Raw genomic sequence first — 25804 nt, 5'->3', positions numbered from 1 at the left:
CTGCGAAAAGCCGTGGGGAGCTGCGAATAAGCTTTGATCCATGGATCTCCGAATGGGGCAACCCACCTTAAATACCTAGAAAATCTGTTCTGTTGAGCGATCGGCAGAAGAGGTTTCTAGGTATTGCGATAAGGTATCTGCATCTGAATACATAGGGTGTAAGAAGCGAACGCAGGGAACTGAAACATCTAAGTACCTGCAGGAAAGGACATCAACCGAGACTCCGTAAGTAGTGGCGAGCGAACGCGGACCAGGCCAGTGGCAATGATGAATAAAGCGGAACGATTTGGAAAGGTCGGCCATAGCGGGTGATAGCCCCGTACGCGTAGAACAGTCATTGTCCTTGAGTAGGGCGGGACACGTGAAATCCTGTCTGAACATGGGGAGACCACTCTCCAAGCCTAAGTACTCGTGCATGACCGATAGCGAACAAGTACCGTGAGGGAAAGGTGAAAAGCACCCCGACGAGGGGAGTGAAATAGAACCTGAAACCGGATGCCTACAAACAGTCGGAGCCCGCAAGGGTGACGGCGTACCTTTTGTATAATGGGTCAACGACTTAGTGTAACGAGCAAGCTTAAGCCGGTAGGTGTAGGCGTAGCGAAAGCGAGTCTGAATAGGGCGTTCAGTTCGTTGCATTAGACCCGAAACCGAGTGATCTAGCCATGAGCAGGCTGAAGGTTGGGTAACACCAACTGGAGGGCCGAACCCATAACTGTTGCAATAGTTCGGGATGACTTGTGGCTAGGGGTGAAAGGCCAATCAAACTCGGAAATAGCTGGTTCTCCGCGAAATCTATTTAGGTAGAGCGTCGACCGAATACCCTCGGGGGTAGAGCACTGGATGGGCTATGGGGACTCACCGTCTTACTGATCCTAACCAAACTCCGAATACCGAGGAGTACTAGTCGGCAGACACACGGCGGGTGCTAACGTCCGTCGTGAAGAGGGCAACAACCCTGACCTCCAGCTAAGGTCCCCAAGTCATGGCTAAGTGGGAAAGGATGTGAGGATCCCAAAACAACCAGGATGTTGGCTTAGAAGCAGCCATCATTTAAAGAAAGCGTAACAGCTCACTGGTCTAAATAAGGGTCTTTGCGCCGAAAATGTAACGGGGCTAAAGCCATGCACCGAAGCTGAGGATACAACGTAAGTTGTGTGGTAGCGGAGCGTTCCGTAAGTCTGTGAAGGCGGACCCGTGAGGGCTGCTGGAGATATCGGAAGTGCGAATGTTGACATGAGTAACGATAAAGGGAGTGAGAGACTCCCTCGCCGAAAGACCAAGGGTTCCTGCTTAAAGTTAATCTGAGCAGGGTTAGCCGGCCCCTAAGACGAGGCGGACACGCGTAGTCGATGGGAACCACGTTAATATTCGTGGGCCTGGTGGTAGTGACGGATCTTGTGTGTTGTTCAACCTTATTGGATTGGTTGGGCGGCGAAGAGGTTCCAGGAAATAGCTCCACCGTATAGACCGTACCCGAAACCGACACAGGTGGTCAGGTAGAGTATACCAAGGCGCTTGAGAGAACTATGTTGAAGGAACTCGGCAAATTGCACGCGTAACTTCGGAAGAAGCGTGACCCTTTTGCACGCAAGTGTGATGGGGTGGCACAGACCAGGGGGTAGCGACTGTTTATCAAAAACACAGGGCTCTGCGAAGTAGCAATACGACGTATAGGGTCTGACGCCTGCCCGGTGCTGGAAGGTTAAAGGGAGAGGTGCAAGCTTTGAACTGAAGCCCCAGTAAACGGCGGCCGTAACTATAACGGTCCTAAGGTAGCGAAATTCCTTGTCGGGTAAGTTCCGACCTGCACGAATGGCGTAACGACTTCCCCGCTGTCTCCAACATAGACTCAGTGAAATTGAATTCCCCGTGAAGATGCGGGGTTCCTGCGGTCAGACGGAAAGACCCCGTGCACCTTTACTATAGCTTTACACTGGCATTCGCCAAGGCATGTGTAGGATAGGTGGTAGGCTTTGAAGCAGGGACGCCAGTTCCTGTGGAGCCATCCTTGAAATACCACCCTTATCTTCGTGGATGTCTAACCGCGGTCCGTTATCCGGATCCGGGACAGTGTATGGTGGGTAGTTTGACTGGGGCGGTCGCCTCCGAAAGAGTAACGGAGGCGCGCGATGGTTAGCTCAGACCGGTCGGAAATCGGTCGTCGAGTGCAATGGCATAAGCTAGCCTGACTGCGAGACTGACAAGTCGAGCAGAGACGAAAGTCGGTCATAGTGATCCGGTGGTCCCGTGTGGAAGGGCCATCGCTCAACGGATAAAAGGTACGCCGGGGATAACAGGCTGATGACCCCCAAGAGTCCATATCGACGGGGTTGTTTGGCACCTCGATGTCGACTCATCGCATCCTGGGGCTGGAGCAGGTCCCAAGGGTATGGCTGTTCGCCATTTAAAGCGGTACGTGAGTTGGGTTCAGAACGTCGTGAGACAGTTCGGTCCCTATCTGCCGTGGGTGTAGGAATATTGACAGGATCTGTCCCTAGTACGAGAGGACCGGGATGGACGTATCTCTGGTGGATCTGTTGTCCTGCCAAGGGCATAGCAGAGTAGCTATATACGGAATGGATAACCGCTGAAGGCATCTAAGCGGGAAACCAACCTGAAAACGAGTGTTCCCTATCAGAGCCGTGGAAGACGACCACGTCGATAGGACGGGTGTGGAAGTGCAGTAATGCATGAAGCTTACCGTTACTAATAGCTCGAGCGACTTCTTCGTTCCCATTGTTCATGCTCATCGAATAAAACTCGATCGCATCACGTGTTCATATCAAATAGAGCCAAAAGCTCTCCAGCTTCTCGATACAACAGCATGAGCCAAAGCTCATGCCAGTTGCGTTTTGCCGACCTGGTGGTTATCGCGGGGCGGCTGCACCCGTTCCCATTCCGAACACGGCCGTGAAACGCCCCAGCGCCAATGGTACTCCGTCTTAAGACGCGGGAGAGTAGGTCGCTGCCAGGTCTGCTAAACGCAACTCAAAATATCTTCTCACTCACAAACCTCTCGGCACAGGCCGAAACAATAGGCCGCACACAAAGCGGCCTTTTGCAGTTCTAGAGCTTACTCGACATCCAAGTCGATCGCAGTCAACGCGGGGTGGAGCAGCCCCCGCCGACCCGCAGAAGGCAAAAGCCTTCGAGGACCGGCAAAACAAAACAACCGGGCCCTTGTGCTGCGGTCGCTCATGATTAACGCGGGGTGGAGCAGCCCGGTAGCTCGTCAGGCTCATAACCTGAAGGCCGCAGGTTCAAATCCTGCCCCCGCAACCAAGATATACGACGATCATAAAAACCCCGTGGCTCAAAGCCGCGGGGTTTTTGCGTTTCTGGTGCTGCACTGACTGCTTCTCAGAGCGCGCGGCGGCGGACGGAAATGCCGCACCTCACACCTCCTTATTTTCAGGGTCGCCCCTTGCGGTGGACCACGAACTCAACTCACTTTTGAGTGCATGCGGTAGTGGCGTAACTATCGGCAGGGTGGCATCTCGCTTGCTCTCTGTGGCCGGGGTAGCTCGCTCTGGAAAACGTCATTCTTATTAATGGCGTGTCCAGCGCAGGAGACCGATATCGTAGCCCAGCGACCGTGCTCTGTTCGCCAACATCTTTCGAGTCTGTTCCGAAGGCTTTGCCGTTCGGGTCAGAATCCACAAATAGCGGCCGGATGGTTCACCCACAATCGACCAGGAGTAGTCGGCGGCGTGATCGAGGACCCAGTAGTCACCATAAAAAGGACCGAAGAAAGAGACTTTCAGTTTGGCGTTGCCGCTATCAGGGACGATCTTGGCACGGCCTTCTACAGCCTTTTTTGTGCCGTCAGGGCTGTCTTTGCGGCAGGTGTTGATGACCTTGATCAGTCCATCGTCCCGCAGGTAATACTGAGCCGTTACGCCCTCGCAATCGGTTTCGAAAGAGTTCTCGTAACGGGCGAGTTCGAACCAGCTGCCGAGATAGCTGTCTAGCTGAACGGTTTTCGCCGGCTGAGGAACTGATGTGTTGCCGACGGGGCTGACTGTGCTGCAGGCAGCAAGGAAGCCGCTGGCGATGAGGGGGAGGAATGATCTGAGTTTCATCGGCGGTTAATGTGGTTGCGCACCAATAGTTCCCGTGGCGGGGGAGACTGTTCAGGTCATTTTTCTGCACGTCAGCCTGCTGGTGACCTTATGTATCCAATTCCCAAGGGATGCGCGACTGAGATGAGACATCCGAGATCGAGGGTCGTTCCCCATCAGCGGACTAAGGGCGATTCCTGGACTTGGACGAGCCAGTTCGCTGATACGTACTCCGCCTTTCACGCAGTCGTCGTGGTGGTCCCCAAACGGGCATTCTTAACTCTGGCATGTCGTGAATCCTATCGGCTGATTTGCCGATGTTGTCATATGCCTCGCTGGAAACCCGTCATTCAGCAATACCCTTGGAAAAGCCCGGCGAGTTGGTGCCGAAGAGGTTGAAGCGGGATTTGTCCATGCCTTCCTGCTTGTACCGCACCTTGGCGCCGGCAAGGGCGGACTCGAATTCCTGTCCTGCCGCGAGTTTTGCGGTGAGGTCCTTCATCGGTGTACGGTCGCCGATCAGCATGTGGATGACGGATAAGGCTCTCTCGCTCAGGATTTGGCGGGAGAGGGGAGAACCGAAGTTGAGCTTCAGTCGAAAATAGGTCCACCGACCGTCTTTGTTGCCGCGGATCTGGATGAAGAGCGAAGGGGTGCGTCCCGTCTCTGGAAATTCCAGCAAGGAGTTACATTCCCAGTCCCCGTTGGGCATCTGGGTGAAGGTGGGGGCTGCTTTTTGCGATAGATCCGCAAGCGCCTTGCAGCGAGTAGCGTCGAAATTTCGGACCGGAATTCGGCCCGCCTTTGCCACGATCTGCTGGAGTGGAGTGGGCTCCATCACACGCGCGGTTCGGGTATCGTCCATCGTTATGCCGACAAAGGATAAGAGGGCGACGACGAGCATTCTCAAAGGCTCCGATTGAAGGGGCGTGCGGCGGAAGGTGGTTGATCAGATCGAGATTGCGACCGTTCACGCTGGCCGCAATCTTTCAGCTACGCTTCCTGCGCTTTCGCTCTAGGTGTCGTCGCATGCCTTTGTCAAAAAACCAACAGGAGTTTGACGAAGCGGCTCCACTCTCGCCTGATCCATCCCGATAAGGGCTGATTTGCAGGTTCAACCGACGACGACAGGCCTTTTCACGCCAGCGCCATCACCCGTGATGGAGGGCTCGCTGCAAGTCGCCGATGCGTTTGACGCGTTGTCTGCGGTTGGAGCCGTCATTGTATGAGAGGGACTGAAGCATAAACTCAGTCATGGCGACGAGTTGGAGCATGCTGTCACTGCCGTTCTGGTTCAGCGGGATCGTCAGGCAGATGTCGGCGCTTTCTGGACCCCACTCGTAGAAGCGGGTGGTGATAAGGACCGTTTTGTATCCGCCGCGTTTTGCCATCTTGGCAAGGCGCTGAAGGGCGGGGAGATTGCCGCCGCAGTCGATCAGGATCAGAAGCGTGCTGTCCGGCTCTTCATCCATCAGTTCGATATAGGTCGAGCCGTCGCTTTGCAGATAGTGGACCCGCTCGCGACATTCGAGCAGCTTCATATAGAAGTAGCGGCACAGGCCGAAGCTCTCCGCCGATGAGGCGATGAAGACGTTCCGGCTGTCCTGAATGGCATCGAGTGCGGTCTTCCACACGGACTGACCGGCGAGATCGTAAACGGCCTGCACGGCCTGGATCTGCTGCATCATCAGACCCGAAAGCGGGGTCTGCCGTGGCTCCTGGCTCTCAGCGGGAACGGCTGGTGATGCGGTGACGCGCTCGCGCAGATGTTCGCGAATGTCGCTCAGCTGCCGGTAGCCGAGAGATCGAAGAAACCGGCCAACCGTCATCGGGCTCAAACCCAGCTTTTCTGCCAGCGTCGCAGCCGTCTCGAAGGGAAGCTCGTTCATATGCTCCATGAGATATTTCGCGATGCGCCGCTCCGCCGGCGTGCCGGACTTCATCAACCGGGACAGATCGATCAGTAGCTTTTCCAATAACGCCTCATTACGTTTCTATCGGACGACGATACAGAGCTTGGCAGGTGGCCGGTGGTCGTACGTGCTTCGGGACACACTGTACCCGCTTCGAGGGCAGAATACTATTTCTTCCCCGTTGTTTTTCATAGTTTAGGCATGGCTGCTATTCAAGCAAAAGATGATAGCTCACCACCATTTGCGAAAGGCCCGAGCGACGGCGTTCTTGTGCAAGAAATAGAGCCGCCTTATCTGTGCACCGCAGGTAACGTTCAGAAGAGGAATGGTGGTTTGATTCTTGATGCAGCAAAACGCGCCTTTGAGAACCTGTTTGCTTCAGAGACGCGTTCCGTCTTTTGGAAAGTCCTCGGTCTTACCATTCTTGTTTTGATCGGTCTGTGGTTTGCGATCCGCAGCCTGTTCATCTGGCTTGCTTTGCCATGGCTTGATTCGCTTGTGCCCGGCATGCCGGATTGGGCGGGTTGGATGAGCGTTGTTCTGGCGATCCTTGCCGGCATCGGGTTAGCGCTGGCGCTGGCGCTGTTGATCTCTCCCGTCACGGCGGTAATTGCCGGTCTGTTTCTCGACGATGTGGCGGAGGTGATCGAGAAACAGGATTATGCCGGGGAGCCCGCCGGCCGCGCCATGCCGCTTGGGGAAGCGGTAGTGTCTTCGATCAAGTTTTTCGGCGTGGTCATTCTCGGCAATGCCATCGCACTTCTCCTGCTTCTGGTGCCGGGCGTGAACCTCATCGCCTTTTTCATGGTCAATGGTTATCTTCTGGGACGGGAGTTCTTCGAATTTGCGGCCATGCGCTTCCGCACGCCAGAGGAGGCGAGGGCCTTTCGCTCGAAACACGCATCGACGGTGTTCATGGCGGGCCTGGTGATCGCAGCGTTTCTGGCGGTGCCCTTCCTCAATCTGCTGACGCCGCTCTTTGCCGCATCCTTCATGGTGCATCTGCACAAGTCGATCAGCCGGAAAGACCCATCCTTCGTGCTGCAATCGAACGCTCCCCGCTCAGGCACCAACCAGCTGGGGCGGTAGCTCGACCAACGGGGCAGGAATATCCCAGGTCTTTTCCGGCGACTTACAGATGTCGGCAATGATACAGCGCTCGCATTCCGGCTTGCGGGCCTTGCAGCAATAGCGCCCATGCAGGATCAGCCAGTGGTGGGCGTGGAAAAGATAGGGTTCGGGGATGATCCTGACCAGCCTGTCCTCCACCTCGTCCGGGGTCTTGCCCGGCGCCAGCAGGATGCGGTTGGCGATGCGAAAGACATGGGTGTCGACGGCGAGCGTCGGGATGCCGAATGCCATGGACATGACCACATTGGCGGTCTTGCGGCCCACACCCGGCAGCATCATCAGCTCTTCTCGGGTTTTTGGCACCTCGCCACCAAAATTGTCGATCAGCATCTGCGATAGCGCGATGACGTTCTTGGCCTTGTTGCGGTAAAGCCCGATGGTCTTGATGTAGTCGATCAGCCGTTCTTCCCCAAGCGCCAGCATCTTTTGTGGCGTATCGGCAATTTCAAACAGCGCTCTCGTTGCCCGGTTGACGCCGACATCGGTGGCCTGGGCGGAGAGTGCGACGGCCACGACCAGGGTGAAGGGGTTGGAATGTTCCAGCTCCCCCTTTGGCTCCGGCCGCTGGATGGAAAAACGGCGGAAGATCTCGTTCAGCTCTTCTTTCGAGTAGGCGGTCTTCACGCGCTTTTGCCTGGGCTTCGCCGTTGAAATTGACTTTTTTGCTGTTTGGGTGCTGGATCGTTTCTTGTCTATTGTCATAACGGATCTACATGCGCGTTGATCAGCCGTATCGAGGAAGGCAGATGGAAATGCTCAACGATCAGCCGGTTTTTTCTGCCGAACTCATTCCCTATCGCTCGCTGGGGCGCAAGGGCTTTCGTGTCCTGCTGGTGCTCTGCGCGCTCGTCGCAGTCCTCTATAGCGGGTTCTTCCTCGTCACCGGCGCTTGGCCGATCGGCTTCTTTCTGGGGCTCGATTTCCTGCTTCTCTATATTGCCTTTCGCGCAAACTACCGTGCCGCCAAGGTCAAGGAGCAGGTGGTGGTGTCTCGCACCAACCTCTCCATCCGTAAATTTTCGCCGAAGGGATATGTGGTTGAACATCGGTTCAATCCGTTCTGGGCGCGCTTTCGGGTGCGCCGTCACGAGGAATTCGGCATTCTTTCCATGCATGTGTCAGGCGAAGGCCGAGTGACGGATATCGGCTCCTTCCTCAACCCGGAGGATCGGGAAAGCTTTGCCAAAGCATTTCGCAATGCGCTGGCGACGGTGAAGCTTAAAATCTGATAGGTCTTGGCAAGAAACGGGTGGAGGCAGACGTCAGGTCGTGGTCTTCTGATCGCCAAGGAGACATGCCATGAATGCCAATATCATGCTGAAGGAAGATATCACGCCGGTTGGCGCCGACTACGAGACGGTGCGCCAGGTGATCGAGATATTGACGGTGGATTACCGCGACCAGCCGTCGCTGGAGGAGATTGCCGCGAGGCTCAACCAGTCCCCCACGCAATTGCAGAAGACCTTTACGCGCTGGGCTGGATTGTCGCCAAAGGCCTTTTTGCAGGCCGTGACGCTCGATCATGCCAAGCGCCTTCTGCGCGAGGAAAATCTGCCGCTTCTGGAGACGGCCATCGAAGTCGGCATGTCCGGCCCAAGCCGCCTTCACGATCTCTTCGTCACCCATGAGGCCATGTCGCCCGGCGAGTGGAAGGTGAAGGGCAGCGGACTGCAGATCCGCTATGGCTACCACCCGTCGCCCTTTGGTCTGGCGCTGGTGATGATCACCGATCGTGGTCTGGCTGGCTGCGCCTTCGCCGATGCGGGTGAGGAGACGGAATGTTTCGAGGACATGGCGCGGCGCTGGCCGAACGCCATCTATGTGGAAGACAGCGCCGCGACAGCACCCTATGCCGAGCGGATCTTCGATCCCGCTCGCTGGAACAGGGACCAGCCGCTGCGCGTCGTGCTGCTGGGCACGGATTTCCAGGTGCGCGTCTGGCAAAGCCTATTGAAGATCCCGATGGGCAAGGCCGTCACCTATTCGCATGTGGCGCAGGATATCGGCCAGCCGACGGCGTCTCGCGCCGTGGGGGCGGCGATCGGTGCCAACCCCATCTCCTTCGTCGTTCCCTGCCACAGGGCGCTCGGCAAGAGCGGCGCGCTGACCGGCTATCATTGGGGTATTACCCGCAAGCGAGCGATGCTGGGCTGGGAAACGGGGCGGGTGTAACTACTTCGCTTCAGTGGCTTTTCCCGCCTCGGCCAGCTCCATCAGTGCCCGCGCTGCCGCCTCGTCGGTGATCAGCGTGTTGCAGCCGATGCGCTTGATGGTGGCGCGGATGGCGGTGGCGCGGTGGGCGCCGCCGGAGGCGAGAACGATGTGTTTGGCCTTTTTCAGCGTATCGAGATCGATCGACATGGCGTGATTGTTGATCGGGTGATCGACAGAGCGGCCTTCGGCATCGATGAAGTTGAACATGGTGTCGCAGACGCAGCCCGCCGCGACCAGTTCATCCAGCGTCTGTTTCGAGATGAAACCTTCCGACAGCGATGTGGAATGCGGGCCGATATCGCCGCAGCTGACGATGGCGAGATCGAGATTTTCGGCAAGCGCATAAAGCGTGCTCAGCCCGCATTTTTCGATCAGCGCCCGCTTGGTTTCGATGGAATCGACCAGGAGCGGGGCGAGAAACATGTAGCATTCCGCTCCGAGCGCGCTTGCCAGCCGCCAGGTGTAGTCGAGCGGGTTGGTCTGGTGCACGGCAACAATCCCGCCGAGCAGCGAGACGACCTTGCAGTTTTCGCGTCGCGGCGGGCGGAAGCTGGAGAGGGAAGCGGTCATGGTGCGGCCCCAGCCAACACCGATCGTGGCATTGTCCGGCACGACTTCGGAGAGGAACTGGCCGAGCGCAAGACCCACTCCCTTGGCGATATCTCCTACCTTATCCGAACCCGTGGGAATGATCACCGCCTCGTCCAGGCCATAGGCTTTTTCCAGATCGATCGAAAGCGCGACGAAATCCTCGATGCCTTCATTGATCCAGATCTGCACGTCGGAGCGCTTCATCGCCTCATCAAGCAGGCGGATGACGGTGGAGCGGCTGATGCCGAGTTTCTCGGCGACATCCTTCTGCGTCATGCCCTGATTATAATAGAGCCACGCGGCGCGAAGCCTCAGAGAGGGCGCTTCGGAAAAGGCCGTATGGGTTTCTCTACGCAGTTTTGCCACTGTCTTTTGCCGTATCCTGGTCTGAGTATGCTTGAAAGATGAGCCTGTCGCTCAAGGCTGCCGGGGTTGAAGGAGAGACTTTAGGGACAGGCGTGTTTGGTCGCTGCATTTTTCCGCCCGACGCATTGCCGAGCGGAGAGTTACCTTCTGCTTGTCCGGCATGACGGGATACGCAGTTTCGAAAAGCGCGGTCAGCGGCGCCAAACGGGCGTCGCACCAACTCGCTCCCATGCCGTCCAAGGCCAGTGCCTCCAGGCTGCCCTCGATGACCAGGCCAATGTTCGAATAGACCTGATCACGACCTGCCGCCGCCTTTGGATTGCTCGAGAGCTCGGGCATTTCTGAAAACATTTTCTTGGTGATTGTGACCGCTGCACGACTGGACCAGAGTGTGGCGTCCAGACAGGCGCCAAGCCCCCTCATATTGTCAGTGATTGCCTTCTGCGATCTCGCCGTGGCAGGATCTTCGTAGATATTCATGACGACGATGAGCGCGCGTGTGTAACTCACCACCGTCTTGTACTCATGTGGGGAGAGTTCATCCAGCTTTTCCGCTTCACTTGGGCGACAGAGAATATCGAGGGTTTTTGAAACCTCTGGATTTGTGGGCTTCATGGCCTCCCGGGAGTGGCGATTGCGGTCGGCGAAAGCCTGCAGGCGTTGTGCGGCGTCCTGCATCTCCTGCAAACGGTTTTCCGACGGTGCGTTCGGTGAAACGCCATCCGTTTCTTGCGCCGGAGGTGGCGCAAAATTGAACCTGACTTCACCTTGGATACCCATGGCGGCCAGTTGTGGTTGGCAGCGCAGAACCGCTCTCATCGCCGCATTGGCGAATGCCTGATCGATCGCTCCACTGCCTTTTTCAATGATGACGGGCGTTCTATCGAGCGAGCCGTCAGCTTCAAATGTCGCGGCAATGACCACCGCACCGGTTGCCCCCGACGGCGGGGTAAAACATGCCTCTACTGCGCGCTGAAACTCGGACCGGCTGACGGCCTTTTGCGTCTCTGCCAGCGCTGCCTGGAAGACAAAAGCGGCTGAGGCCATGGCTGCAAAGATCATGTAAAGTCGTTTGGCTATCATGTTTGCATCCAAATTCGTTTCATCAGCCCGACGTCAGGGAGCGCATTGGCTTGATCCGGCAGTATTGCAGACATGAAACTTATGTCAATTGCGATGGGCAAATGTCTTGACTTCCTCCCGTAAGCTGCGCGATACTCCCCGCGAACACAGTTCCCTTGTCGCCGTCTGTACGCTCACCCGTGCGGAACGAAATTCGATAGCGATGGTTTCCGAGACATTCACAAGGATTACACGGCATGACTTCCAAGCTTGATCAACTTCGCGCCATCACCACCGTGGTTGCCGATACCGGTGACATCGAGGCGGTGGCCCGTCTGAAGCCGGTGGATTGCACCACCAACCCGTCCATCGTCCTGAAGGCGCTTGGCACGCCGGCCTTTGCCGATACGGTGAAGGAAGCGGTTGCCTGGGGTCGCAAGCAGGGCGGTGCCTCCGAAGGCGTGATTGCCGCGGTGGCCGATCGTCTAGCGATCTCCGTCGGTGCAGCCCTTGTCGATCTCGTCCCCGGCCGCGTGTCGACCGAGGTGGATGCCGACCTCTCCTTCGATACGAAGGCTTCGATCGACAAGGCGCACAGCATCATTGCCGCCTACAAGGAGCGCGGCATCGAGCGCGAGCGCATTCTCATCAAGTTGGCCTCCACCTGGGAAGGCATCAAGGCGGCGGAAGTGCTGCAGGCAGAAGGCATCGATTGCAATCTGACGCTTCTCTTCTCGCAGGCCCAGGCAATTGCCTGCGCCGAAGCGAAGGCTTTCCTCATTTCGCCCTTCGTCGGTCGCATTCTCGACTGGTACAAGAAGTCGACCGGTGAGACCTACACCGCCGAGACCGATCCGGGTGTGCTTTCGGTGCGCCAGATCTACAATTACTACAAGGCCAATGGCATCTCGACCGTCGTCATGGGCGCGTCCTTCCGCAATGTTGGCGAAATCGAAGCGCTGGCCGGTTGCGACCGCCTGACGATCAGCCCCGCACTTCTGGAAGAGCTGGACAAGGATACCGGCACGCTGGAGCGCAAGCTGTCTCCCGATCACGCCAAGGCAGAGCCGCTTCAGTCGCTGGACGAAAAGTCCTTCCGCTGGCAGCTCAACGAAGACGCCATGGCGACGGAGAAGCTGTCCGAAGGCATCCGCCTGTTTGCCAAGGATCTGGTGTCGCTGCGCGAAATCGTTCGCAAGGAACTTGCTGCTGCCTGACGAAAAACGACCGGGAACCGATTTCGCGTCCGGTCGTTTTATTCTCATAAGATCTCCAGTCTTGAAGCGCGGCTGTTCCCCCTGGCAGTCGCGCTTTTTCTTTGCGTGTTTGGCGCGGGGCTGCTGTGACAGCTGGGCGAACCAGCGCTGCCTCAACGGATGGTGACGGTCAGCATTGGAGTCGTCGAGTGACGGGGCGAGGATATCTCGATCTCATCTCGCGTGCCGATCAGGTGCTCTGTCAGGCGAAGATGTCCTGTCGCGCGCGAGTGGTTGCCGTGCGTCAAGACGATGTGAGTCCAGCCTTCACGTAACGGATAGTTGAGGCGCCTTACTGGCCGGCCACGACTTCTGAGATCGCCTTAGCCGTCTCGCGGATCAGCTCCAGACAGTCATCCTCTTTTGGCGCCGCTTCGTTGAGCGAGCCGATGAAGGGACAGGTGACGACGGCAAGCGCCGTGCCGTCGAGCGTCAGGATCGGGGCGGAAATGTTGCGCACGCCGGCGGTCTGCAGGCTGTTCATGCTCTCATAGCCCTGGGCCTTCACCTGTTGCAGCCGTTCGCGCAGGTTTGCAGGCAGTTCCTTTTCCTCGCCACGCAGCTGTTCGGCAATCATCAACTCCCGCTGCGTCTCGTTCTGGAAGGCCAGGAGGACATGGCCGGAGCCGGTGTTGAACAGGCTCATCTGCGCACCGACGCGAATGGAGAGCGCCCAATAGGTGGAAGAGTCCTGCTGCGCGATGACGACGACCGAACCACGATCATAAACCGCCAGATGACAGGCCTGCTGCGCTTTCGCCGAGAAATCCCGCATCATCGAGGCTGCAAAGGAAACGAGACGTCTCACGGGCTGGTGGAAGTGGGCAAGCCCGAACATTTTCAAAGTAAGGGTAAAGCGGTCGCCATCCTGGCGCTGCACATAGCCGCGGCGGACCAGGCGATCCAGCATGCGATAGAACTCGTTGGGGCTCTTGCCGAGCGCCTTGGCGATTTCCACCTGGGTCAGCCCCCCATCGGTGCGCGCCAGAAGCTCGAGAATATCCAGCCCCTTGTCCAGCGCCGGTGCGCGGTATCTGTCGCTATCGTCTTCCGTCATCGGGCCTCTATTGATTGCAAGCTGGCTTGACGGTCTGTGAATACACCGTTTACATATGAATTGTCGATGCATATTTGAGACATTGCGCCCGAAGGCGCCGGAGGAGAGCCATCATGGGCCAGGATTTTTCAGGACAGACCGTTGTCATTACCGCAGCGGCGCAGGGTATCGGCCGGGCAACGGCGGAACGCTTCATCGCGCTTGGCGCGCGCGTTATCGCCACCGACATCAATGAAGCTGCTCTCGCAACCCTTGAAAATGCCGAGACCCGCGTTCTTAACGTTCTCGATGGCGCTGCCGTTCAGGCCTTTGCCGCCGAGATCGGCTCTGCGGATGTGCTCTTCAACTGCGCAGGCTTCGTGCATGCCGGCACCATTCTCGACTGCGAGGAAAAGGACTGGGATTTCTCCTTCGATCTCAATGCCAAGGCCATGTACCGCACCTGCCGCGCCTTTTTGCCCGGCATGCTGGAAAAGGGCAAGGGCGCCATCGTCAACATGTCGTCAGTGGCCTCCAGCGTCAAAGGCGTGCCGAACCGGTTTGCCTATACGGCCTCGAAGGCGGCGGTCATTGGCCTGACGAAGTCCATCGCATCGGATTTCGTCACCAAGGGCATTCGCTGCAACGCCATCTGCCCAGGCACCGTGGATAGCCCGTCTCTGCATGAGCGCCTGCGCGCGACCGGCGATTACGAAAAGGCGCTGAGCGACTTCATCGCGCGCCAGCCGATGGGGCGCATCGCCAAGCCGGAAGAGATTGCAGCGCTGGTGACCTATCTGGCGTCGGACGAGGCGGGGTTCACCACGGGTCAGATCCATGTGATCGACGGTGGCTGGACGGCCTGACAGGGCCGCTTTTCAGTCCGCGCATTTGCGTCTCGTCATCCCGCGGGTGACGGGGAGGGACTTAAGCTTCTCTCGTCGACGTGGTACGCCGCCAAGGTCACGCAGGTCATCCACGTGACCAAACAAAAACGGCCGGGGAGGCCCGACCGTTTCTGTATTCCAAGCCTGTGTAATCCTTAGAGGATCGCCTGACCGGCCATCACTGCCAGCACCAGGAAGATGAGGAAGACGACCACGGCGATGAAGAACAGGATCCGGGCGATGCCGGAGGCCGCCGCCGAAATGCCTGTGAAGCCGAAAACGCCGGCGATGATCGAGATCACGAAAAATATTAGAGCCCACTTCAGCATGGTCGGTCCTCTTGCGTCAGATTTGAAACGGGCAAACGCCTAAGGTCCGGGACCCACTCGTTTGTCTCTCAGTCTTTGTTCAGCCAAGCCCTTGCCGCACAATAATCTTCACGCGCGCGGGCATGCACTAATGACGCAAAAGTGAGGGAAGAGGTTCCAGGGTACCGAAAATCTTTTTCGACACCCGGCTCTTGCGATGGGTCACGCGGTCGCGGTGGCGGAGGTTTTCCTGGCTTTTATCGTCGTGCGGAGGAAGGCCAGGATGAAAATCCCGCTCATGATCAGGACGATCGTGGGGGCCGGTGCGCTGTCGATCAGGAAGCTCAGCCAGATGCCAAGGGTGGTAGAAAAGAGCGCTACGCAGACGGCGGCAATCAGCATCTCGGAGAAACGCCGAGTGACGAGAAACGCAATGGCGCCGGGCGCCACCAGCATGGCGACCGAGAGAATGATGCCGATTGCCTGGAGTGCGCCGACGACGGTGAGCGACAGGACGGCAAGCAGGCCGTAATGCAGGATGCGGACCGGCAGGCCGATGGCCTTGGCGTGTTGCGGATCGAAGGTATGCACCAGCAGATCCTTGCGCAGTATGGCGAGGAAGAGCGTGGCGGCAAGCGCGATCAGGCCGGTCTGGATGACATCGGCCACCGAAACGCCGAGCATGTCGCCGAAGAGAATATGGTCGAGATGCACGTCGCTCTGCACCTTGACATAGAGCACCAGCCCTAGGCCGAACATGCCGGAAAAGACAATGCCAAGCACCGTGTCTTCCTTGATGCGGCTGTTTTCCTTCAGAAAGCCGGTGCCGAGCGCGCAGATCATGCCGGCGATGAAGGCGCCGATGGAGAAGGGGATGTTGACGATATAGGCGATGACGACTCCGGGCAGCACGGCATGGGAGACCGCATCGCCCATCAGCGACCAGCCTTTCAACACCAGCAGACAGGAGAGCATGGCCATCGGCACGGCGATCATCAGCGTGATGATGAAGGCATATTGCATGAAGGGAAGCTGGAAGGGCAGAAGCGCCAGTTCGAGATATTCGCTCATGCGGGCTCCTCAAGGGCGGCGCGGGCCTTGGCGCGCGAGGCAAGATAGCCGTGTTTGGGCGCAAACAGGAAAGCGGTCAGGAAGATCAGCGTCTGTAGCACGACGATGATACCGCCGGTCGCGCCATCGAGGAAATAGCTCAGGTACGCGCCGAGGAAGCTCGTTGCGGCGCCGATGCCGAAGCTCATGCCGATCAGCCGCTCGAAACGGTCGGTCAGGAGATAGGCGGTGGCGCCGGGCGTCACCACCATGGCGACGACGAGAAAGGCGCCGACGGTCTGCAGAGCTGCGACAGTGGAGGCGGCGAGCAGGGTGAAGAAGATGATCTTCAGCACATCCGGTTTGAGGCCGATGGTGCGGGCGTGGTTCTCATCGAAGAAGACGACCATGAAGTCACGCCATTTCAGCGACAGGACCAGCAGACTGATGCCGCCGATCAGCGCCAGCTGGATCGTGTCTTCGGGGGTGATGGCGAGGATGTTGCCGAGAACGATGGTCTGAATGTTGATGGAGGTGGGCGAGAGCGACACCATGAAAAGGCCGAGGCCGAAGAAGGAGGTGAAGATCAGGCCGATGATGGCGTCTTCCTTCAGCCTTGTCTTCTGGTTGAGAAACAGCATCGATGCCGCCGCAAGCCCGCCGGAGAAGAACGCGCCGAGTGCGAAGGGAAGACCCAGCATATAAGCGCCCGCGACGCCCGGCACGATGGCGTGGGAGAGGGCATCGCCGATCAGCGACCAGCCCTTCAGCATCAGATAGGCGGAGAGAAAGCCGCAGACGCCGCCGACCAGTGCGCTGACCCAGATGGCATTCAGCATGTAGGAGTAGGTGAAGGGCTCGAGCAGGGTGGAGATCATCGCTCCGCGTCTCCCACCGTCGCCGGATCGTCCCGCGTCTCATGGCCGTTCTGGCCGTAGATGACGAAGGGGCGCTCGTCATCGGTGATTACTTTCAGACGCCGCGGGTCGGCATCGTCATGTAGATCGGCGCCGCCCAGGATGAAGTGGCGGAGGCTTCCGCCAAAGGCGGCCTGAAGATTGGCTTCGGTGAAGGTGTCTTTCGTCTTGCCCGAGGCAAGCACCGTGCCCTTGACAAAGACGGCGCGATCGCAGAAATCCGGCACGCTGCCGAGATTGTGGGTGGAGACCAGCATGATGCGGCCTTCGTCGCGCAGGGATTTTAACAGCGCAATGATCTGCTCTTCGGTCGTCACGTCGACGCCGGTAAACGGCTCGTCGAGCAGAATGACCTTGCCTTCCTGCGCCAGTGCGCGGGCGAGAAAGACGCGTTTCTTCTGCCCGCCGGAAAGCTCGCCGATCTGGCGCTTGCGGTAATCCAGCATGTTGACGCGCGCGAGCGCCTCTTCCACCATCAGGTGGTCACGTTTGGTGGGAATGCGAAAGAAGTTCATGTGGCCGTAACGGCCCATCATCACCACATCCTCGACGAGAACGGGAAAGCTCCAATCCACCTCTTCGGCCTGCGGCACATAGGCGACGAGGTTCTTTTTCAGCGCGGTGGAGGCCGGCTCGCCGAAGATGGAGACGGTGCCGGCCGACAGCGGCACGAAGCCCATGATGGCCTTGAAGATGGTGGATTTGCCCGCCCCATTGACGCCGACAAGGGCAGTGATGGTGCCCCGGGGTATCGAGAAGCTTGCGCGGCGCAATGCCGTGTGGCCGTTGCGATAGGTGACCGTCACATCATCGACGGTGAGCCCATCCTGACCAGGCTTTGGCTTCGCAGCGCTTCTCGTTTTCCCCATCATCATTGGCTGAGACCCTTCACGATCGTGGCTGTTGTGGTGCGCAGAAGATCGAGATAGGTCGGCACGGGGCCGTTCGCCTCACTCAGAGAATCCACATAGAGAATGCCGCCATAGGCCGCGCCCGTTTCCTTCGCCACCTGCTTTGCCGGATCGGGCGACACGGTGCTTTCGCTGAAGATGACGTGGACATTGTTGGCGCGCATCGCGTCGATGACGCCGCGCACCTGCTGCGGTGTGCCCTGGCTATCGGCATTGACCGGCCAGAGGAACAGTTCCTTCAGGCCGAAATCACGCGCCAGATAGGAGAAGGCCCCTTCGCTCGTCACCAGCCAGCGCTTGTTTTCCGGCAGTGCTGCGATGGCATCGCGCATCGGCTGGATTTCCTGTCGGATCTTGTCCGAATAGGCCTTGGCATTGGCGGCATAAACATCGGCGTGGTCGGGATCGATTTGCGTCAGCGCCTTGCGAATGTTCTCGACATAGATCAGCGCGTTGTCCGGGGACATCCAGGCATGCGGGTTGGGCTTGCCGCTATAGGCGCCGCCGCTGATCGAAATCGGCGTCACACCATCACTGACGACGACATTCGGAACGCCGGAGAGATTGGCGAGAAACTTCTGAAACCACAGTTCAAGGTTCAGCCCGTTCCACAAGACGAGGTTGGCATCGCGGGCTTTGAGAATATCGCGCGGGGTCGGCTGGTAGTTATGGATCTCGGCCCCGGGCTTGGTGATGCTCTCGACATCAGCGGCGTCGCCCGCAACGTTGCGGGCCATATCGGCAATGATGGTGAAGGTGGTGATCACCTTTGGCTTTTCCGCAGCAAAAGCGGAAAAGGGCAGGAAGGCTGCGGCGCAGAGAGCGAGAAACGTCGAGCGGGTCAACTTCATGAGAACGATAAAACCTCTTTTGCGATTAATTCGCAATAGCAATGTGGGAGACAGCGGAAAGATTGTCAATGCTATTGCAAATCATTCGCATTAAGAACGGCTGCAACTGGATATTGTTCCAAATTCTTTCTTGCAACGGTGTGCTGTGGCCTGATTGGGCGCGGGCTGCTGCCGGCGGCGAGCCTATGCGGCGTGGTCTCTCTCTGGATAGGAGAGACCACGCCGTCAGCCGATACGTGCGGGCTCGCCCGTTGCGTGTCTTGTTCGCAAAAAGTGTCAGTGATCTTACGGCGTGTTTCGCCTTGGCAGCCTGGGCAAGAGCGGGCTGATGAGCCTCGGCGATCCAGCTCAAAAAACGTCCGGAAACGAACCTTTTTCCTGCCTAATTAAGTCTTCTTCAATGAGAAGCCATCAAGATCAATGGCTGCACGGATGTGGTCTATCACCATCCGGCCTTTTTCCACTCCGGTGGCGCAACGAGGCGCGACGGGAGACGAAGGCGTTAGACGAGGTTGTCTATGTCGGGACGTTTGACGTGAAAGCAGTGTTCAAAAGAATACGGTTTTCCCGCAAAGTGGTATTGATTGGCGGTGGCATCCTCCTTCTGGGTGGTGCCTCCGGCGTTGCTGCCATTGTCGTCGGCAGGGATCAGCTGTTCGGTAATTCGGAGGTCGTGCAGAACGGCCTGGAATGCAAGACGGCGCAGACAGTCAAGATCAAGAAGAACGGCTCGGTCTGGATCCGCAAATTCGTCCGCACGGAAGGTGGCGATGGCCCCGAGCGCATGAAGACGGCGCTGCGCGTGGCCAAGGCCATCTACGACAAGGACCATCCCGATCTCGTCCAAGTCTCGGTGCTGGATGCCAAGGGACCGCAGATGCGCGCCGACATGCGCGGCCGATCGATCGCGGCGCAGGCAATCTACATCGCCGATCCCAGCAAGCTGCCGGAAGGCGCTGCTTCTCAGAGTTATTCCGCCTATTACTATGATGGCGCGGCCGCCGATGACGGCCAGTTTTACGGATTGCGCATCGATCTGCCCGTCGAAGACGCCAAGGCGATGACCGCGTCGCTCACCGAATTTGCCGATTGCGTCGATCCGGTCGCGGCCACTGCCGGCGACGGACATGGCGCTCCGGCGGGTGGCCACGGCGCGCCTGCCGGTCACGGTGCTGAGGCCTCGGGCGGGCACGGCGAAAGCAAGGGATCGGATGGCCACGGCGCCGAAGGCGATGGACATGGTGGTGGCGAGAAGCCTGCCGAAGGCGGCCACGATGCGCCTGCCAATGCCGATGGCAGTGGTCACGGTTCTGCTGAGCCACTTTTGACTTCGACACCGGACAAGAGCGAAAGCATGTTCAGCTTCGGCTACATCAAGTCGCTGCTGTTCGGTAAGGGTGAGACGACGGCGGTCGCGGCCGAGCAGCCAGCGGCGGAAGGCCATGGCGAGCCGGCAGCGGCTGGCGACCATGGCAGCGCCCCGGCTTCAGACGGTGGGAATGAGGCGGAGGGTCACAGCGCCCCCGCCGTAGCGGAAGAGCCTGCCGCACAGGGCAGTGCAGCGTCCGGCGCGGCGGCTGGTGGACACGATGCGCCTGCGGCCGAGGCGGCGGGACATGATGCTGCTGCTGGTGGCGATAAGACCGCAGAGGCTCCGAAGCCCGAGCATTGATTGGATTGCCTGGCGCGAGATGAGGGGCTTAATGACCCCCTCGTGCATGTGAGTATGTTGCCAGTTCTGCAGGAACGCGAGCAGCGAGATCGAAAATTGCCATCGAAGGCACGAACCCTTCCACAGTCCTGTGCTGATCCTCGGATCAAGGACAGGTGAGGCAGGATGATAAGGCCGAACCAATAAGCCGCTTATCTCGGACCGCCGCTCGTCGCGACGGTCCTTCGCAGTTCTTAAACCTCAGTCTGCCTTCTGGCGGCGGGCTGGGAAGAGGATGACGTCGCGGATCGACGGGGCGTTGGTGAGCAGCATGACCAGGCGGTCGACGCCGATGCCGAGGCCGCCGGCGGGGGGCATGCCCTGGTCGATGGCGTCGAGGAATTCGTCGTCCAGCTGCTTGTCCTTTTCGCCGCGGGCATGGGCCTGTTCCAGCTGTTCCACCATGCGGCGGCGCTGTTCTTCGGGGTCGTTCAACTCGGAGAAGGCGTTGCCCACTTCCCAGGCGTTGCAGTAGCTCTCGAAGCGCTCAACCAGACGCGGTTCGCCCGGCACCTCCTTGGCGAAGGGCGAGATGTCCTTGGGGAAATGCGTCACGTGGCTTGGCTGGATCAGCGTGCCTTCGACCTTTTCTTCGAAGATGAAGGCAAGGCATTCGCCCCAGGTCCAGTCCTTTTCGACTTCGAAGCCGGCGGCCTTGGCGGCAGCGCGGGCTTCCTCGTCGGTCTCGATTGCCAGGAAGTCGATGCCGGTTGCTTCCTTGACGGCATCTGGCATCGGCACGCGCTTGAACGGACCCTTGAAGGAAATTTTCTGGCCCTGGAAATCAAGCTCGGTGGTGCCGTGGATGGCAATGGCCAGCGTCTCGAACATGCGCTCCACGAGGCTCATAATGTCCTCATAGTCGGCATAGGCCCAGTAGCATTCCAGCATGGTGAATTCGGGATTGTGCCGTGTCGACACGCCCTCATTGCGGAAGTTGCGGTTGACCTCGAAGACCTTGTCGGAAAGGCCGGACACCAGCGTGCGCTTCAGGAACAGTTCCGGCGCGATGCGCAGATACATGTCCATCTTCAGCGTGTTGTGGAAGGTCTTGAACGGATCGGCGGTGGCGCCGCCATAGACCGTCTGCAGCATCGGGGTCTCGACTTCGAGGAAGCCTTCGGCCTCCATGAAGCGGCGGATGCCGGAAATGATCTTGGAGCGCTGCTGGAAGCGCAGCTTGGATTCCTCGTTGGAGAGGATGTCCAGATGGCGTTTGCGATAGCGGATTTCGACGTCGGAAATACCGTTCCACTTCTCCGGCATCGGCAGAAGCGACTTGGTGAGCATGGTGATCTCTTCGGCATTGATCGTCAGTTCGCCGCGCTTGGTGCGGCGCACCTTGCCGGTAACGCCGATGATGTCGCCGATGTCGATCATCGGCAGCATCTCGCGGGCGGCTTCCGGCGTCGTGTCCTTGTGCGAGAAGATCTGCACCTTGCCGGACGCATCATGGATATCCATGAACATGCCGGAATTGCGCGAGGAGTAGACGCGACCGGCAACCGTGACCGTATCGCCCGTTTCGACATCCGGCTCGATATCGGCATATTTTTCCGCAAGCTCGGCATTGGTCAGCGTGCGGTGGAAATGCGCCGGATAGACGTCGCCGATCTTGTCGCGCAAAAGCGCCAGCTTCTGGCGGCGCACTTCGGTGGCGTCGGAGGACAGGGCAGTCGTTTCGGTCGTCTTGGTGTCGGTCATGGTCTTGAAGCCTTTTTCGGGCGAGTTGTTCTTGTGTCTGTGGCGGCTAAGGCCGCGTTCTTCCGTATCGGTAGCGCTGAAAGGCTTAACCCCTCTCGGCGTCATCCTCGGGCTTGACCCAAGGATCTATGGCGTAGCGCTTGTCCACCCGTGGCCTTCGAGGCTTTGGCGTGGATCCTCGGGTCAAGCCCGAGGATGACGGAGGGTGGGGTGGCGTTGCCGCCTACCCTGAGCCCCTCAGACCCGGCGCGACCTTATCGACCTTAGCCCGCAGCGCCAACCATCGTCGTGACGACGGCGATCGCAGCCTTCAGGCGCTGGCGCACGACGGAGCGGCCGAGCAGCGCCATGGAATCGAAGAGCGGCAGCGAGCGCGAGGAGCCGGACATGGCGACGAAAAGCGGCGGGGTGACGACGCGCAGCTTCTTGCCCGTGCGTTCGGCCACATCGCGCAGTTCCGCCTCGATGGCTTCGACGTTCCAGTCCGGCATTTTTTCCAGATCGGTGGCAACGGTCGTCAGGATCTCGAGGACCTCTTCCGGCTTGCTCTTCAGCCCGGCAAAGGAGGCCGGTGTGAGACCTACATCGCCGGAGAGAAGGAAGCCCGCCAGGTTCGGCAATTCGCCGAGCTTGGACACACGGCTCTGGGAGAGCTTCAGGCCTTCGGTCAGGCGCTGGTTCAACATCGCCCATTCCAGCGTGCGGGCAATGAACTCTTCCGGCGTGAGCTTTTCGCGCAGCCAGCGACCGTTCAGCCAGTCGAGCTTCTGGATGTCGAAGATCGCGCCGGCCTTGGAGAGCGCGTCCGGATCGAATTTCGCCGCAAGCTCGTCCATCGACAGCAGCTCTTCGCCTTCAGCAATCTGGATGAAGAACAGGCCGAGAAAGTTCATCAGCGCTTCCGGCAGATAGCCGAGCGCGGAATAGTAGGAGATCGAGGTCGGGTTCTTGCGCTTGGAAAGCTTCGACTTGTCGGCGTTGCGCATCAGGGACAGATGCATGAACACCGGCTCCTGCCAGCCGAAATAGCGATAGAGCAGAATGTGCTTGGGCACCGATGCCAGCCACTCTTCGCCGCGCGCCACATGGGTGATCTTCATCAGATGGTCGTCGATGACGTTTGCCATGTGATAGGTCGGCATGCCGTCGGCCTTGATCAGCACCTGCATGTCGACCGATTCCCACGGGATCGAGACATCGCCATAGACGCCGTCATGGAAATCGCAGGAACCTTCGGTCGGGATCTTCATGCGCACGACGGAAGGCTCGCCCGCTTCCATCTTGGCGGTGACTTCTTCCGCCTTCAGGTGAAGGCAAAGACCGTCATAGCCCGGCGGCTTGCCGGCCGCGCGCTGTGCTTCGCGCATTTCTTCCAGGCGCTGCGGGGTGCAGAAGCAGCGGAAGGCGTGGCCCTTGTCGAGCAGGTCTTGCGCGTAAGGCCAGTACATGTCCTTGCGTTCGGACTGGCGGTAGGGGCCATAAGGGCCGCCGACATCCGGGCCTTCCGACCAGGTCAGGCCGGTCCATTTCAGCGCTTCCAGAACCTTCTCTTCATATTCGCGCGTCGAGCGCGTGGCATCGGTATCTTCGATGCGCAGAATGAACTCGCCGCCGTGTTTCTTGGCGAAGAGATAGTTGAAGAGCGCGATATAGGCCGTGCCGACATGCGGCTCGCCGGTGGGGGAAGGGGCAATACGGACGCGGACGCCGGAAGTGGTCATTGAAATTCACTCGTCGTGACGTTGCAGCGACGCAAGGCTGAAATCAGCCTGTTGTCAGCGAAATTGACGTTGGATGCGGCAGGATTGGCAAAAACAGGCGTTGGATCAAGCGCCATTTCACACCATCCCATTGGGCATGGCTTAGGCCACATTCCGCCGCAGGCGTCAAGAAAAGACTGTTGCGCTGTCTTGCCGGTGGTGCCGGAGCAGGCACCCTTAGGACACCGGCCAGACGTACAGCAGCATGGGAATGCTGACGATGACGATGATGAAGGAAAGCGGAAGGCCAAGGCGCGGATAATCACTGAAGCGATAGCCGCCCGGTCCCATGACCAGCGTGTTGCACTGGTGGCCGATGGGGGTAAGGAAGTCGCAACCGGCACCGATCGCGACGGCCATCAGAAAGGCTTCGGGCCGAAAGCCGAGCGTGGTGGCAAAACCTGCTGCAATCGGCGCCATGACCAGAACGGTGGCGGCATTGTTCAGGAAGGGCGTCACCGCCATTGCGGTGAGCAGGATCATGCCAAGCGCGGCAAAGGGCGGAAGACCATGGGCGACGCTGCCAAGCCAGTGGGCAATCAATTCGCTGGCGCCTGTGGTTCTCAGGCTGTCGCTGACGGGAATGAGGGCGGCGAGCATGACCAGGATCGGGCCGTCCACCGACTTGTAGACTTCCGTCAGCGGAATGGCGCCGACCACGATCATCAGGAAGGCAGCGGCGAAGAAGGCGACCGAAACCGGTACCAGGCCGCTGCCGGCGGCAATCATGGCGGCGGCAAGCACGATCAGCGGCATGAAGGCGCGGCGCTTGACGCCAAGCAGGATTTCCCGCTGGGCAAGCGGCAGCAGCGAAAACTCCTGCAGCATCAGCGGCACATTCTTGCGGCTGCCCTGCAACAACAACACGTCTCCCGCCTTCAGCGTCAGATCGCTCAGGCGTTCGCTGACCCGCTGACCGCGCCGTGACACGGCAATCAGATTGACGCCGCGCGTATAGGAGAGCGCCAGTTCGCGTGCCGACATGCCGTTCAGGTGGGAATCGTTGCTGATGACGGCTTCCATAGAGATCAGATCGACGACCTTTTCGCCCTTGTCGGTGAGCGGCTTGCCCGAGAGTATGAGGTTTGCCTGCGACACCATCCGGTCGAGACCTTCCGGGCTGCCTTCCAGCATGACGGTGTCGCCAGCCTTCAACGTCACATCGGGAAAGGGCGAGATGCGACGGGGGCCACGCAGAATGGTTCTGGCAATCACATCCCCATCGCCAAGGCGCAGGAGTTCGCGCAGCGGCTTGTCGACGAGCACGCTGTCGGGCGAAAGTGTGGCTTCGGCGGTGTAGCTTGCCTGGTCGAGAATATCTTCCACAGAGGCCTGCTGCTTTGCCCGCACCGGCAGAAGCCGATAGCCGACGGTGAGGAAAAGAATGCCGACGACCGTCAGCGCAAGGCCGACGGGTGTGAAATCGAACATGCTGAAGCTCTGCCCGGTCATCTCCTCGCGAAGGCGCGATACGACGATGTTGGGCGAGGTGCCGATCTGCGTCATCAAGCCGCCGAGGAGGGCGGAAAAGGCCATCGGCATCAGGTAGAAAGAGACCGGACTTCCGGACTTGCGGGCAAACTGGAAGGCGACCGGCATCATGATGGCGAGCGCACCGATATTCTTGATGAAGGCCGACATGACGGCGACGGTCACCATCAGGAAAGCCAGTTGCAGGCCCTTCGAGCGCATTTCCGGCAAATAGCGCTTGATGATGAAATCGACGATGCCAGAGCGCGCCACGGCGGAACTGACGATCAACGCGCTGCCAACGATGATGACGATATCGTCGGAGAAGCCGGAAAAGGCCTTGTCGAAGGGAACGACACCGACGGCAACAGCCACCAGAAGCGCGCTGCACGCCACCACGTCGTAGCGGAACCTGTCCCACATGAAAGCGATCATCATCCCAGCAATCACGGCGAAGGCGAGGATCTGCTCAGTGGTCATGCGGGGGTACTTTCAGGAGGGCATTGCCATTGGACAATGCGGGGATGACCCGGGAAGGGTGCATCAAGAACGCGGGCGCTGTGCCACTTGTTCCTGCCGGTTTTTCAGGTTTTGCGGGCGTG

At 58.9% G+C, this 25804-nt stretch carries 21 protein-coding genes, 1 tRNA gene and 2 rRNA genes (1 of these 24 only partly in view); 9 read left to right on the top strand and 15 right to left on the bottom strand.

Annotated features, from left to right (window positions below):
• The 3 genes from EYC79_RS14315 to EYC79_RS14305 form a co-directional block, all read left to right on the top strand.
• Positions 1 to 2734: ribosomal RNA gene (locus tag EYC79_RS14315) — 23S ribosomal RNA — on the top strand (it extends 340 nt beyond the left edge of the window).
• Between the two features lie 128 nt (positions 2735 to 2862).
• A 5S ribosomal RNA gene (rrf, locus tag EYC79_RS14310) occupies positions 2863 to 2977 on the top strand.
• A 231-nt stretch (positions 2978 to 3208) separates the two neighbouring features.
• Positions 3209 to 3285: transfer RNA gene (locus EYC79_RS14305), tRNA-Met, on the top strand.
• A gap of 266 nt (positions 3286 to 3551) precedes the next feature.
• On the opposite strand, the gene EYC79_RS14300 is transcribed toward EYC79_RS14305, so the two are convergent.
• The 3 genes from EYC79_RS14300 to EYC79_RS14290 all read right to left on the bottom strand — a co-directional run bounded on the left by EYC79_RS14300 (position 3552) and on the right by EYC79_RS14290 (position 6040).
• Positions 3552 to 4085 carry a lipocalin family protein gene (locus tag EYC79_RS14300; protein ID WP_130978419.1) on the bottom strand — a complete coding sequence of 178 codons (534 nt, stop codon included), beginning with the start codon at positions 4083 to 4085 and terminating at the stop codon, positions 3552 to 3554.
• Between the two features lie 325 nt (positions 4086 to 4410).
• Positions 4411 to 4968: a DUF6030 family protein gene (locus EYC79_RS14295; RefSeq protein WP_130978418.1), complete on the bottom strand. Its 558-nt coding sequence runs from the start codon at positions 4966 to 4968 to the stop codon at positions 4411 to 4413.
• A gap of 247 nt (positions 4969 to 5215) precedes the next feature.
• Complete coding sequence (locus tag EYC79_RS14290) at positions 5216 to 6040, bottom strand: MurR/RpiR family transcriptional regulator (protein WP_207773662.1); 825 nt, start codon at positions 6038 to 6040, stop codon at positions 5216 to 5218.
• 270 nt (positions 6041 to 6310) lie between these two features.
• Here EYC79_RS14290 and EYC79_RS14285 point away from each other — a divergent pair, with 270 nt between their 5' ends.
• A complete protein-coding gene (locus EYC79_RS14285) occupies positions 6311 to 7066 on the top strand; it encodes a sulfate transporter family protein (protein ID WP_130978417.1) in 756 nt (251 codons plus the stop codon).
• On the opposite strand, the gene nth is transcribed toward EYC79_RS14285, so the two are convergent.
• Positions 7040 to 7810 carry an endonuclease III gene (nth, locus tag EYC79_RS14280; protein ID WP_130978416.1) on the bottom strand — a complete coding sequence of 257 codons (771 nt, stop codon included), beginning with the start codon at positions 7808 to 7810 and terminating at the stop codon, positions 7040 to 7042. The genes EYC79_RS14285 and nth overlap by 27 nt on opposite strands.
• 44 nt (positions 7811 to 7854) lie before the next feature.
• Between nth and EYC79_RS14275 the strand changes: the two genes are divergently transcribed.
• Positions 7855 to 8337, top strand: a complete 483-nt coding sequence (locus EYC79_RS14275) for a DUF2244 domain-containing protein (RefSeq protein ID WP_130978415.1) — start codon at positions 7855 to 7857, stop codon at positions 8335 to 8337.
• A gap of 70 nt (positions 8338 to 8407) precedes the next feature.
• Positions 8408 to 9280 carry a methylated-DNA--[protein]-cysteine S-methyltransferase gene (locus tag EYC79_RS14270; RefSeq protein ID WP_130978414.1) on the top strand — a complete coding sequence of 291 codons (873 nt, stop codon included), beginning with the start codon at positions 8408 to 8410 and terminating at the stop codon, positions 9278 to 9280.
• Here EYC79_RS14270 and EYC79_RS14265 read toward each other — a convergent pair whose 3' ends face one another.
• Positions 9281 to 10279 (bottom strand): sugar-binding transcriptional regulator, encoded by a 999-nt coding sequence (locus tag EYC79_RS14265; RefSeq protein ID WP_130978413.1) that lies wholly within the window; start codon positions 10277 to 10279, stop codon positions 9281 to 9283.
• Positions 10280 to 10330: 51 nt separating this feature from the next.
• Positions 10331 to 11203, bottom strand: a complete 873-nt coding sequence (locus EYC79_RS14260) for a hypothetical protein (protein WP_130978412.1) — start codon at positions 11201 to 11203, stop codon at positions 10331 to 10333.
• 395 nt (positions 11204 to 11598) lie between these two features.
• Between EYC79_RS14260 and tal the strand changes: the two genes are divergently transcribed.
• The gene (gene tal, locus EYC79_RS14255) at positions 11599 to 12558 is read left to right on the top strand and encodes a transaldolase (protein WP_062424984.1); all 960 of its coding nucleotides are present in this window, start codon (positions 11599 to 11601) and stop codon (positions 12556 to 12558) included.
• 331 nt (positions 12559 to 12889) lie between these two features.
• Here tal and EYC79_RS14250 read toward each other — a convergent pair whose 3' ends face one another.
• Positions 12890 to 13654, bottom strand: a complete 765-nt coding sequence (locus EYC79_RS14250; RefSeq protein WP_130978411.1) for an IclR family transcriptional regulator — start codon at positions 13652 to 13654, stop codon at positions 12890 to 12892.
• A 113-nt stretch (positions 13655 to 13767) separates the two neighbouring features.
• Here EYC79_RS14250 and EYC79_RS14245 point away from each other — a divergent pair, with 113 nt between their 5' ends.
• Entirely contained in the window at positions 13768 to 14499 is a 732-nt protein-coding gene (locus EYC79_RS14245) for an SDR family oxidoreductase (protein WP_062598966.1), read from the top strand.
• A gap of 176 nt (positions 14500 to 14675) precedes the next feature.
• Here the strand turns inward: EYC79_RS14245 and EYC79_RS14240 are convergent, their stop codons facing one another.
• From EYC79_RS14240 to EYC79_RS14220, 5 genes are all read right to left on the bottom strand, one after another.
• Complete coding sequence (locus tag EYC79_RS14240) at positions 14676 to 14849, bottom strand: DUF1328 domain-containing protein (protein ID WP_082447294.1); 174 nt, start codon at positions 14847 to 14849, stop codon at positions 14676 to 14678.
• Between the two features lie 201 nt (positions 14850 to 15050).
• Positions 15051 to 15899, bottom strand: a complete 849-nt coding sequence (locus EYC79_RS14235; RefSeq protein ID WP_130978410.1) for a metal ABC transporter permease — start codon at positions 15897 to 15899, stop codon at positions 15051 to 15053.
• Positions 15896 to 16756 carry a metal ABC transporter permease gene (locus EYC79_RS14230; RefSeq protein ID WP_062439292.1) on the bottom strand — a complete coding sequence of 287 codons (861 nt, stop codon included), beginning with the start codon at positions 16754 to 16756 and terminating at the stop codon, positions 15896 to 15898. Before EYC79_RS14230 ends, EYC79_RS14235 begins: the two co-directional genes overlap by 4 nt.
• Positions 16753 to 17664 (bottom strand): manganese/iron ABC transporter ATP-binding protein, encoded by a 912-nt coding sequence (locus EYC79_RS14225; RefSeq protein ID WP_113266722.1) that lies wholly within the window; start codon positions 17662 to 17664, stop codon positions 16753 to 16755. Before EYC79_RS14225 ends, EYC79_RS14230 begins: the two co-directional genes overlap by 4 nt.
• A 2-nt stretch (positions 17665 to 17666) precedes the next feature.
• A complete protein-coding gene (locus EYC79_RS14220) occupies positions 17667 to 18557 on the bottom strand; it encodes a metal ABC transporter substrate-binding protein (RefSeq protein WP_130978409.1) in 891 nt (296 codons plus the stop codon).
• Between the two features lie 535 nt (positions 18558 to 19092).
• Here EYC79_RS14220 and EYC79_RS14215 point away from each other — a divergent pair.
• Positions 19093 to 20229 carry a hypothetical protein gene (locus EYC79_RS14215; protein ID WP_335625472.1) on the top strand — a complete coding sequence of 379 codons (1137 nt, stop codon included), beginning with the start codon at positions 19093 to 19095 and terminating at the stop codon, positions 20227 to 20229.
• Positions 20230 to 20469: 240 nt separating this feature from the next.
• Here the strand turns inward: EYC79_RS14215 and lysS are convergent, their stop codons facing one another.
• From lysS to EYC79_RS14200, 3 genes are all read right to left on the bottom strand, one after another.
• Positions 20470 to 21972, bottom strand: a complete 1503-nt coding sequence (gene lysS / locus EYC79_RS14210) for a lysine--tRNA ligase (protein ID WP_130978408.1) — start codon at positions 21970 to 21972, stop codon at positions 20470 to 20472.
• Positions 21973 to 22235: 263 nt separating this feature from the next.
• Positions 22236 to 23693 (bottom strand): glutamate--tRNA ligase, encoded by a 1458-nt coding sequence (gene gltX, locus EYC79_RS14205; protein ID WP_130978407.1) that lies wholly within the window; start codon positions 23691 to 23693, stop codon positions 22236 to 22238.
• 216 nt (positions 23694 to 23909) lie between these two features.
• The gene (locus tag EYC79_RS14200) at positions 23910 to 25682 is read right to left on the bottom strand and encodes an SLC13 family permease (RefSeq protein ID WP_130978406.1); all 1773 of its coding nucleotides are present in this window, start codon (positions 25680 to 25682) and stop codon (positions 23910 to 23912) included.
• Positions 25683 to 25804: the final 122 nt, after the last annotated feature.

The organism is Agrobacterium cavarae, from assembly GCF_004310285.1.
GTDB classification, from domain to species: Bacteria; Pseudomonadota; Alphaproteobacteria; order Rhizobiales; family Rhizobiaceae; genus Agrobacterium; species Agrobacterium cavarae.
The sequence above is the reverse complement of the archived record's forward strand: the minus strand, read 5'-3'. Positions and strand labels throughout refer to the sequence as shown.

Excerpts from the sequence above, each read along its gene's own strand:
- EYC79_RS14300 (WP_130978419.1), bottom strand. The coding sequence starts at position 4,085 with ATGAAACTCAGATCATTCCTCCCCCTCATCGCCAGCGGCTTCCTTGCT.
- EYC79_RS14295 (WP_130978418.1), bottom strand. The coding sequence starts at position 4,968 with ATGCTCGTCGTCGCCCTCTTATCCTTTGTCGGCATAACGATGGACGAT.
- nth (WP_130978416.1), bottom strand. The coding sequence starts at position 7,810 with ATGACAATAGACAAGAAACGATCCAGCACCCAAACAGCAAAAAAGTCA.
- EYC79_RS14275 (WP_130978415.1), top strand. The coding sequence starts at position 7,855 with ATGGAAATGCTCAACGATCAGCCGGTTTTTTCTGCCGAACTCATTCCC.
- EYC79_RS14270 (WP_130978414.1), top strand. The coding sequence starts at position 8,408 with ATGAATGCCAATATCATGCTGAAGGAAGATATCACGCCGGTTGGCGCC.
- tal (WP_062424984.1), top strand. The coding sequence starts at position 11,599 with ATGACTTCCAAGCTTGATCAACTTCGCGCCATCACCACCGTGGTTGCC.
- EYC79_RS14250 (WP_130978411.1), bottom strand. The coding sequence starts at position 13,654 with ATGACGGAAGACGATAGCGACAGATACCGCGCACCGGCGCTGGACAAG.
- EYC79_RS14245 (WP_062598966.1), top strand. The coding sequence starts at position 13,768 with ATGGGCCAGGATTTTTCAGGACAGACCGTTGTCATTACCGCAGCGGCG.
- EYC79_RS14240 (WP_082447294.1), bottom strand. The coding sequence starts at position 14,849 with ATGCTGAAGTGGGCTCTAATATTTTTCGTGATCTCGATCATCGCCGGC.
- EYC79_RS14235 (WP_130978410.1), bottom strand. The coding sequence starts at position 15,899 with ATGAGCGAATATCTCGAACTGGCGCTTCTGCCCTTCCAGCTTCCCTTC.
- EYC79_RS14230 (WP_062439292.1), bottom strand. The coding sequence starts at position 16,756 with ATGATCTCCACCCTGCTCGAGCCCTTCACCTACTCCTACATGCTGAAT.
- EYC79_RS14225 (WP_113266722.1), bottom strand. The coding sequence starts at position 17,664 with ATGGGGAAAACGAGAAGCGCTGCGAAGCCAAAGCCTGGTCAGGATGGG.
- EYC79_RS14220 (WP_130978409.1), bottom strand. The coding sequence starts at position 18,557 with ATGAAGTTGACCCGCTCGACGTTTCTCGCTCTCTGCGCCGCAGCCTTC.
- lysS (WP_130978408.1), bottom strand. The coding sequence starts at position 21,972 with ATGACCGACACCAAGACGACCGAAACGACTGCCCTGTCCTCCGACGCC.
- gltX (WP_130978407.1), bottom strand. The coding sequence starts at position 23,693 with ATGACCACTTCCGGCGTCCGCGTCCGTATTGCCCCTTCCCCCACCGGC.
- EYC79_RS14200 (WP_130978406.1), bottom strand. The coding sequence starts at position 25,682 with ATGACCACTGAGCAGATCCTCGCCTTCGCCGTGATTGCTGGGATGATG.